7 protein-coding genes and 1 tRNA gene are annotated in these 9,199 nt (G+C 64.9%); 5 read left to right on the plus strand and 3 right to left on the minus strand.

The window, feature by feature from the left end; genetic code table 11:
- Genes IWX63_RS14470 through csrA form a run of 3 tightly spaced genes read left to right on the plus strand, consistent with a single transcriptional unit; the run spans position 1 to position 3,758 of the window.
- On the plus strand, positions 1–2,049 hold the full coding sequence (locus IWX63_RS14470) for a flagellar biosynthesis protein FlhA (RefSeq protein ID WP_199278860.1): 2,049 nt from the start codon (positions 1–3) through the stop codon (positions 2,047–2,049).
- Positions 2,024–3,478, plus strand: coding sequence for a hypothetical protein (locus IWX63_RS14475; protein WP_199278861.1), 1,455 nt, complete (start codon positions 2,024–2,026; stop codon positions 3,476–3,478). The genes IWX63_RS14470 and IWX63_RS14475 overlap by 26 nt, the downstream gene beginning before the upstream one ends.
- Before the next feature lie 4 nt (positions 3,479–3,482).
- Positions 3,483–3,758 (plus strand): carbon storage regulator CsrA, encoded by a 276-nt coding sequence (gene csrA, locus IWX63_RS14480; RefSeq protein WP_199278862.1) that lies wholly within the window; start codon positions 3,483–3,485, stop codon positions 3,756–3,758.
- A gap of 216 nt (positions 3,759–3,974) precedes the next feature.
- Here csrA and IWX63_RS14485 read toward each other — a convergent pair.
- A tRNA-Thr gene (locus IWX63_RS14485) sits at positions 3,975–4,046 on the minus strand.
- 32 nt (positions 4,047–4,078) lie between these two features.
- Complete coding sequence (locus IWX63_RS14490; RefSeq protein WP_199278863.1) at positions 4,079–5,224, minus strand: tyrosine-type recombinase/integrase; 1,146 nt, start codon at positions 5,222–5,224, stop codon at positions 4,079–4,081.
- A gap of 226 nt (positions 5,225–5,450) precedes the next feature.
- On the opposite strand from IWX63_RS14490, the gene IWX63_RS14495 reads away from it, so the two are divergent.
- Positions 5,451–5,705: a helix-turn-helix domain-containing protein gene (locus IWX63_RS14495; RefSeq protein ID WP_199278864.1), complete on the plus strand. Its 255-nt coding sequence runs from the start codon at positions 5,451–5,453 to the stop codon at positions 5,703–5,705.
- A gap of 1,614 nt (positions 5,706–7,319) precedes the next feature.
- Positions 7,320–7,793, plus strand: coding sequence for a hypothetical protein (locus tag IWX63_RS14500; RefSeq protein ID WP_199278865.1), 474 nt, complete (start codon positions 7,320–7,322; stop codon positions 7,791–7,793).
- A 378-nt stretch (positions 7,794–8,171) separates the two neighbouring features.
- On the opposite strand, the gene IWX63_RS16955 is transcribed toward IWX63_RS14500, so the two are convergent.
- Positions 8,172–9,047 (minus strand): endonuclease domain-containing protein, encoded by an 876-nt coding sequence (locus tag IWX63_RS16955; protein WP_442859133.1) that lies wholly within the window; start codon positions 9,045–9,047, stop codon positions 8,172–8,174.
- Between the last annotated feature and the right edge of the window lie 152 nt (positions 9,048–9,199).

Raw genomic sequence — 9,199 nt, forward strand, 5'->3', positions numbered from 1 at the left:
ATGCGCTCATCCGCCCCCAAGTTCCTGGTGCCCGTCGGGGTCGTCGGCATCATCCTGCTCCTCGTGGTGCCGGTGCCGTCGGTGCTGCTGGACCTGCTGATCATCGTGAACATCCTCCTCGCGCTGGTGATCCTGCTGAACACCATGTTCATCCGCAAGCCGCTCGACTTCTCGGTGTTCCCGTCCCTGCTGCTCGTCGCCACGCTGTTCCGCCTGGGCCTCAACGTCGCCTCGACGCGCCTCGTCCTCGGGGAGGGCTACGCCGGCGAGGTCATCGCCGCGTTCGGGCACGTCGCGGTCGGCGGCTCGATCATCATCGGCGCCGTCGTCTTCCTCATCCTCGTGGTCATCCAGTTCGTGGTGGTCACCAAGGGCGCAGAGCGCGTCGCGGAGGTGGGGGCACGCTTCACCCTCGACGCGATGCCGGGCAAGCAGATGGCCATCGACGCCGACCTCAACGCCGGTCTGATCACGGACACGCAGGCCCGCGAGCGGCGCGCCGAGGTCTCGGCGGAGGCCGACTTCTACGGAGCCATGGACGGTGCGTCCAAGTTCGTGAAGGGCGATGCGATCGCCGGCATCATCATCATCATCATCAACCTCGTGGGCGGCATCGCGATCGGGATGCTGCAGGACGGCCTGCCGGTCGCCGAGGCGCTCACCACCTACGGACTGCTCACCATCGGCGACGGCCTCGTCACCCAGATCCCGGCGCTGCTCATGGCCGTGTCCACCGGCATGATCGTCACGCGCTCCAACGCCGAGGCGGACATGGGCTCCACTGCGGCCCAGCAGCTCGGCCAGTCGCAGAACGCCCTGCGCATCGCCGGTGCGGCTGCGGTCGTCATGGCGCTGATCCCCGGTATGCCGAAGCTGCCCTTCATCGTGGTGGGGGCGGGCCTGATCGTCATCGCGCAGCGCATCAGGAAGTCGGAGGCCGACGCCCGCACGGCCGCCACCGCGCTCGAGGCCGAGGCTGCACGGCCCTCGACGGACAGCACCGACGACCTGCTGGAGCAGATGCGTGTCCACTCCCTGGAGGTGCTGCTCGCTCCCGACCTGGTGGACGTCGTCACCGGGGCGCCGGACGACCTCCTCGGCCGTGTCCGCGCCCTGCGGCGCAAGATCGCCCTGGAACTCGGCGTCGTGGTCCCCCCCGTGCGCACCCGTGACAGCGTCGAGCTGCCGCCGGCCACCTACGTCATCAAGATCGCCGGCGTCGAGGCCGGGCGGGGCGAGGCCCCTCGCGGCAAGGTCCTCGCCCTCGGCGACCACCTCGCGCACCTGCCGGGCACCGCCGTCGTCGAGCCGGTCTTCGGACTCGCCGGGAAATGGGTGCCCGCCGAGCTCCGGCACAACGCCGAGCTGGCCGGGGCCACCGTGATCGACCGCGTGTCGGTGCTCGTGACGCACCTGTCCTCTGTCATCACGGCGAACGCCGCGCGCCTGCTGTCCCGGGAGGACGTCCGGGTGCTGACCGACGGCGTCCGCCAGGTGAACCCGTCGGCCGTCGAGGAGCTCGTCCCCGGGCTGCTGTCCCTCGCGGAGGTCCAGCGCGTCCTGCAGGGGCTGCTGTCCGAGCAGGTGCCGATCAACGACCTCGCCCGCATCTACGAGGCGCTGACCCTCAAGGCCAAGGCATCGTCCGATCCCGAAGGGCTCATCGAGGCGGCGCGGCTCGCCCTCGGGCCGGCGGTCACCCAGCAGTACCTCGACGGCGCGCTGCTGCGGGTCATCATGATCGACCCGCTGCTCGAGCAGTCGATGCTCGAAGGGCTGCGGCCCTCCGATCAGGGCACGCAGATCCTGCTCGATCCTGCGCGCACCGACGCTGTGCTCTCCTCCATCCGCTCGACGGTCGCCGACATCGAAGGCGCCGGGAACTCCGCCGTGCTCGTGTGTGCACCCGCGCTGCGGCCGGCGCTCAGGCGGCTCGTCGGACCGCAGGCGGCGAACCTGCCGGTGTTGTCCTATCAGGAGGTCACGAGCGCCAACGTCGCGATCGAAACAGTAGGAGTGGTCCGTGGCACCGCAGTTATTTCATCTTGAAGGCCCCTCCCTCGAGGAGCTAAAGGCGAAGGCCGCGGCGCTGTACGGGCCGCGTGCCCTCATCGTGTCCGCCGAACTCGTGACGGTGGGCGGGATTCGCGGCGTCCTCGCACGGAAGCACTACGAGATCGTGGTCGAGGTGCCGGAGCCCGGCGTCGACCGCACCCGCCGCGGTTCGGACGCCTCGGACGGAGCCCGCTCGCGGGGAGGTGCCCCGGACGGGTCCCGTGAGGGGCGTCGTGATGCGCCTCGTGACGGTTCCTTGAACGGTTCCCAGGGTGGTGGTTCCCTGGGTGCCTCCGTGAGTGCTTCCCTGAACGGTCCGGGAGTTTCCCCGGGCGGGGCCTTCAGCGGCGCTCCCGGGAGCAGCCGGCCCCGCGGGCGCCGGAGTGCTGCCGCCGGACCCTCCGGCCTCGATGCGCTCCTCGAGCAGGCCGAACTCGACGAGGCCGACATCGCAGGAGGACCCGGTGTCGACAGCAACGGGACCCGGGAGCCCCGCATCGCGCTCCCGACCGCTGTCTCCACGGATTCCGGTCTCTTCGCGGCCCTCATGGACGAGTTGACGTTCGCGACGGACCCTGCGGCGGCGCAGGCCCGTGCGGCAACGCCGGCCCCCTCGTCCACGCCAGGCGGGTCCGACGTGCCCGGTGCGGGGACTGCCAGGCCCCGGCGGTCGATCGCCGTGGGGCTGGATGCGGTCGCCGAGGGTGCGGACGCCGACTCGTCCGGGTCCGATGCCGCGTTCCTCCGCGAGGGGGCGGGCGACCCGACCGATCTGCCCGACGTCCGGGGCCGGGTCCTCCGTGCGCCGGCCGACGCACCCTCCGCGCCGTCGGTGCTGAGGGCACCGGGCGATCTCGTCGTGGTCGTGGGTGCGCCCGCCGTGGGGTGGGCGGTTGCCTCGTCGATGGCCACCGTGCTGGGCAGGGGAGCGCCGGCGGCCGTCGCGGTCTCGGGGCCGTCGAGCGGGGATCACCCCGAGGCACGCTCGATCGATGACCGGCTGGAGGCGAACGCCGCTCGCGCCGCGGGGGTCGACGGCGGCCATGTCGTCTGTGTCGCGCTGTCCTCGGATGACCCCCTTGCGGACGGACGCGCCCTGCTGGAACTGCGGCCCGACCAGGTATGGCTCGCCGTCGACGCCGGGCGCAAGGAAGCCGATACCGCGGCGTGGGTCGGCGCTCTACGCCGCAGCATGGAGCGTGCAGGCCTCGCTCCTGCCGGACTCGCCGTCGTCGGGTCCGCCACCACGGCGACACCGGAGACCGTGCAGGCGCTCGGCCTGCCCATCGGATGGCTCGAGGGTCGCCCCGCAGAAGGGTCCGCTCAGGCTCCTTCTCCAGCCCCCGGTCGTGCTCCTGCTTCTGCCGGGCCGCGCAGGCCGGGCGGCGGTCGACGTCGTGCCGAGCCAGCCGGGATAGAGTGACACGGTGCTTGTACTCACGCGAAAGGTCGGCGAGCAGATCCTGATCGGCGACGACATCGTCATCACGGTGCTCGATTCCCGGGGCGATGGTGTGCGCATCGGCATCGACGCTCCTCGAGGGGTCAAGATCCAGCGCGAGGAAGTCCTGCGGGCCGTCATCGAAGCGAACCTGGCGGCCGCGGCGGTGGGGGCCGATGGCGCCGACACGCTGAAGGCCCTGCTGCAGTCCGGTGCCAAGGTCTCCGCCGATGATGCCGGCGCCGACCAGCCGAACCCCTGACAGATCCGCTCACGTCGCCGAGGGCGCGTGGCCGCCGCGTCATCGTCGCCGCGGACGATCACCACGACCGAGCCTGAGACCATCGGGCCGGCCTCGTCCTGCGTCGTCCGGCCGCAGCGGCGGTACGTCCGGGTACTCCCCGCCCGTGGTGGTCCGGCACTCGCCGTCCCCGGACATGAGAAAGCCCCGGCGGCGTACCGACCGGGGCAACATCAGGGCCTCCTGCCAGAGTCGAACTGGCGACCTTCTCATTACGAGTGAGTGTGATTGTCCTTACCAGTGCTGGGCAGAAGCGTCCATAGGTGACGAAGAAGTGACATTCAGTTCCAGTCAAGAGAGGTAAGAGCGCTATTTAGTCGACCAGCGCTGTCATGAAGATCGTCATCGAAAAGCCCGGCGTAGGTATCCAGAGTCATCGTCGCGGACGCGTGTCCGGCGATGCGCTGCACGACCTTCACGTTCGCGCCGACGCTGATCGCCAGACTCACTGCAGTGTGTCGTAGATCGTGGAAGGTGGGGCGGGGGAACCCCGCCTCCAGCTCCGCAGCTCGTGCAATGGCCGAGGTGTAATGCCGCTTCGTCCACGTGCTATTCCGCAGAACAGCCCCTTGCGTAGTGCTGAACAGCCTTCCACTCGGGGCGAGGGAATCTGTCACTTGCTCGAGTCGCTTGGCGATAGTTCTCGGAACGGGTACAGTTCGTCGCTCACCGGCCTTCGTCGCACCGATGATCAGACTGCCGCTGACTTCTGAGTACGCCTTGTTCACCGAGATACTTGGGCGTGCACCGAAAGTAACATCGTCAGCGGTCAGCGCCGTGATCTCGCCCCAACGCAGCCCGCACGTTCCGGCCATCATGATCAAGAGGTCGAACTCTCCCGCGGCGCTCGCGAGGACCGTCAGCTGACGCATCGATAGGTAAACATGCTCTCTCTGCTTGGCGACGGCGGGGATGTAGTCAGTGCCGCCAACCGCATCCTTCGTGGGATTAGACGGAAGTAGACCCTTCTTCACCGCGTGACCGAGTAGGCGGCCAAACATCAAACCAACTTCACGTCGAGTCGTCTGGCCTGCCGGCCGACGATCACGGCCATCCAGGGTCGTAATCCACTCTGCCGTGGATGCGTAAGATACTCCGGTCAAGGGTGTATGTGCCCAACGGGGTGCGACGTAGTTCTCGTAGTAGCGCCGGTAGTTGTCCAGCGTCTTAGCGCTTGCGGGCTTCCTGCCTGTTGCTCCAACTTTCCTGATGCGTTCGATCCACTCTCGGTAGAGCATGTCGACGGTCGTCTTGCTGGCGACTTTGGGGTCGATGTAGCTGCCGCTGCGAACGGCATGAAGAGTGACTCGTTGAAACTCTTCGGCCTCCCGTTTCGTCGCGAAGCGCTTTCGTTTCCTTATGCCCTCGGTGGTCGTCCAGTCGAACTGCCAGCGCTTGTCGCCCGTCGTCAGCTTGTTGATTGCCATTCCCGAAGGTTAACAGAGACTGACGAACTAGTGGGAAGGTCATCCTCCCGTATCTGTCGGCATGATTTGCGACCTCGAGGAAAGTGCGGTAGCTTATCATAGTTCGCAACACGCGGGGCTAGATCCCCCCGCGTCTCCTAGGTACAGAAGCGTCATAAGAGATACTCGCTGGCTCGAATCAGCGCCCTCAGTTTCTGGTTACAACCCTAGGAGAAGGAGTTCTTCCGTGAACTACCAGTCACCCCCAGCTTCGGCGGGGATCGCCGCATTGCCGGCAAGTTGGAGCGCTCAAGAAGCGCGCACCTTTACCCAAAATGTGTGGCTTTCGAGACAGGAATCCGCAACCTACCTCGGTGTGGCAGCCAAGACGCTCGCTCAACACCGTCGCGACGGGCCGCCGTATTCGAAGTTTTTCGGGTCCGTGAGATATCGTCTGTCCGACCTCGATTCCTGGGCCAGTCAGCAGGTGATGCGTCGGTGACGACATTGCTTGTGGCGACTCCAGCAGTGGTCCGATGCTCAAAGGTTAGTTATTCGGAGTGGTTGTTCGAACGGCTTCGCACAAATTCGACCCGCGAATGGTTTGACCTCAGGAGGTTTCTGCAGGAAGTCGAATGTTCCGTCCTCCACCAGGGCGTGAAAGAGACTCTCCAACTGATGTCGCTACATTGCGATGCTAATGGGCTGGTCAGCATATCGGGCAGGGCGCTTTCCGAGATTCTACATGTTCGCCAGAACACGGTGAGTGCTCGTCAAAAGCGGGCTGTCGACTCGGGCTACCTCGTGTTGAGAAGGAGATTCAATGATTCTCCTTTACGACGGCTCACATGGCCTAGTGGTAATCAGACACCGCCCGACGAATCCTGGGGGAGTTTTCAGCGGCTCCGCGCAGTCGAGTGGACCCACGCAGAAAGAAGCTGGTACGCGGCTTTCGATCCGGGAGTCGGCTGCATCACCCCCTGGCAGGACCTTGATGAGGCCCGCTTCTAGGCCGACGTGGTGGCTCCCCGGGTGGCACGACGATCTGACCGCTATCTACATAGGGACACAAGCGCAGCGACGTGAATCCTGTGTCGGTCCAGCCTCAGAGCCGAAAGCTGCTGAGTGCCTTAAGGATTCAGTAGAGCCGAGGCCAAACCCCTAAAAGTTGAGCGAGGCCGCCAGGCCGTAGCTCATCGCTCCTGTCGGTGTCGGCTCCCGGCCTTCGGCCTGCGCCTCCACCGGCTTCTTCCCACCCATCCTGTCGGTGTCGGCTCCCGGCCTTCGGCCTGCGCCTCCACCGGCTTCTTCCCACCCATCCTCAAGCAGAAGGACACCACATGACCACGAACACGCTTTTCCCCGCAGGCCAGCGTCTTGTAGAAGCGATCACGCGCCTGTCTGAAGCTGAGTCGAGGCTTACCCTAACCCCATCCAAAGCTCAAGGAGTCCGTCAGTGGGCCACTAAAGCTAGGACGCGATGGCGAGCCAACGACTCCTCACGGACTGTCGATCACCTAACGGACTCTGACCCAGCGGCTGATCAGGCTCGCCGATGTGCGTAGTCACAAGAGGCAGCAGCTTCGATGTGGACGGGCTCACCTACCCTGCCTCGCTGTCAATTGGTTCAATGATCGCCGATGCGTTGAGAGGAGCCACGCGGGAGTTTGATCGCGGCAACTCGAACGTGGTGACGCCGTAATGGAAGGTAGCCATAGAGCGAGGCTCCAACCTATCCCTATGGTTTTGCCAGTCGTTACTGCGGTCCGTAAAGGCGTCCCGGGGATTCGTCCGCCGCCTTAAACCCCTGAGCGGTCTGTCACATGCGCCTTAGGCGTGCGGGCCCCGCCCATGCACCTCCCTTCTTGGCCCTTTTCGGTCAACTCTTACCTTCCTGGCGCCGGCCGCCGGCCTCCGTCTACCTCACCCCTACCTACCGAAGGACATCATAACCACCAGCACAATCTCCCCTGCAGGCCAGCTCACTGAGGCCGCGATCACTCGCCGTGATGAAGCTCGGGCTCAAGCAGCAGAGGCCCACAGGCAAGCAGAGGCGGCGCGCTCCGCGGCCGCTGGACTTCGGGGCCGACTGCATGCCGGCGACTCCTCAGTCACAGTGGAGGACATCGTAAACGCCGGCCCCGCAGCTGATCGCCTGGCCGCTATCGCGGACCTTCACGACTCGACCCTTCCCGGCTTCGAGGCCGCTATCCGCGAGGCCCGCACTAACGAAGTGCTTGAATGCGTCTCGAGCGGGCAGATCCTCTCCCGCGAAGACCACTCGGCGAAGATCGCCGAACTCGCGCAGCAGATCGCCGACTTCATCGAGCCGTTCGAGCGCCATCTCGAACCGGTAGCCGAGCGACACCGCGTCAATGCCGCTTCGCTGACGCACACCACTGCATACGGCTCTGGCTTCACCTACCGGCATGGCAACCCATACTCCCCGATACGCATCGGGCCGGGGGATATGAGCTTCGACGTCGACGGCACTACATACGTGATGGACCTGTCGCTCCGCTCGATGATCGAGTACGCGCTGAAGGAAGCCGAGCGCGAGCTGTCCACACGCCGCACCGCGAGGGCGTAGCAACCAATATCGGCAGGGGATTGGCGGGGCTCCGGCCCTGCTGTCTGCTGTCTGCTGTCTACTGTCTACTGTCTACTGTCTACTGTCGCCAGGAGTAAGGGACGGCCTATTAGGGTGTCTGAGGGTAGTGGGCCTCGGGGCAGTGTCCCAGGCCGTCTCTCACGAGTAGCGACAGCACCCACTCTCGACACATCTCGGACCCTCGCTACCCGTGGTCCAGCCCCGCCAACATTGGCCGAATGAGATCGCTGACCATGACAGCCGGCCTCGGAGAAAGTCTGTGAAGTGTACGCGGCAAAAGGCGCTAACCACATCCGGGCCACGACAGGCTTCGGGTGGGGGTCCACCCCCCCCCCCCCCCACCCTTCACGACAGGCGTCACTGATACTGACTGGACAGAATGTCAGCTGTTTGACCCGCGTCAGCCGTTCTCGAGAACCTCGTCATGTACTCCGCCAATGCCAAAACGCGGTCAACCGTCCTGAGGAGACCTTCTGCGCTATTGCACGGGTGGCACAGGTAACCCCTGACGCAGTTGCCGCAGGACTTGATTGACGGGCAGCAAGCATGGTCATGGTCGATCATGAGGCGGCCCATGCTCTTGCAGGCTGCGCATTCTGGGATCTCGCTGCCCTGAACCTCGAGCAGGTGCGCCACGGTGGTTCCGTGTGCGTGAGCGTTCTTGCAGGGCTTGCATCGGACGGTCCAGAACTTTCCGTCTACGCCCGTTCGATGAAAGGCCTCGACAGGTAGCCAGGCACAACAATCGAGGCACCATCTCTCCTCTTCATGGCTATCCTCGCAGGTGCGGCAAGTCGGACTTTTCTGGTTACCGCCTCGGAAGTTCCAGGTGGTGAGCTCTTGCTGGCAGGACACACATACCCGTGGAGGCAAGGCGCGAGCCAGTGAAGCCTGCTCTGATTCAGCGAGAGTGCAAGTACTCTCAATGCCGATTGGCCTCTTGTTCGGAGAGAACCTCGAACGGTCGTGGGGAGTTTGGTGATAGTCGCACCAAGCGAGTTTGGGGTTAGCTTCCCGGCACTGATGGCAGGTAGACGGAGTCTTACCTCGGGAGGACGCAGGGTGTCGCATCAGCTCGATAGCCTTCTTCTCGCCGCACCAGACGCAAATCTTGACCGGTTGAATGTGCTTACCCCGACGTTTAGGGGGGCGCGGAACCGCCGACATCCTTGATTCGCCGTGCTCCTCGGCTGGGTTCATCGCCCTACCGGCCTCGCCTGATTCTTCGCTCATGGCTCATGAATCTAACAGCGATTGGAAAGAAAACAAGACAGGATATTGACGCAAACTGCTTGGTGTCAACCGGTGGAAGCAACATTGTCGGTGAGTAGTCGAGTGAAGACTTCCCGGGGAGTGAGGTAGCCCAGGGTGGCTCGGGGTCGGTC

Origin of the sequence: Arthrobacter sp. CAN_A2 (assembly GCF_015752045.1) — a bacterium.
Taxonomy (GTDB): Bacteria; Actinomycetota; Actinomycetes; order Actinomycetales; family Micrococcaceae; genus Arthrobacter_D.

What these genes read in the sequence shown, in the direction of transcription:
- IWX63_RS14470 (WP_199278860.1), top strand. Translation starts at nt 1, where the DNA reads ATGCGCTCATCCGCCCCCAAGTTCCTGGTGCCCGTCGGGGTCGTCGGC.
- IWX63_RS14490 (WP_199278863.1), bottom strand. Translation starts at nt 5,224, where the DNA reads ATGGCAATCAACAAGCTGACGACGGGCGACAAGCGCTGGCAGTTCGAC.
- IWX63_RS16955 (WP_442859133.1), bottom strand. Translation starts at nt 9,047, where the DNA reads ATGAGCGAAGAATCAGGCGAGGCCGGTAGGGCGATGAACCCAGCCGAG.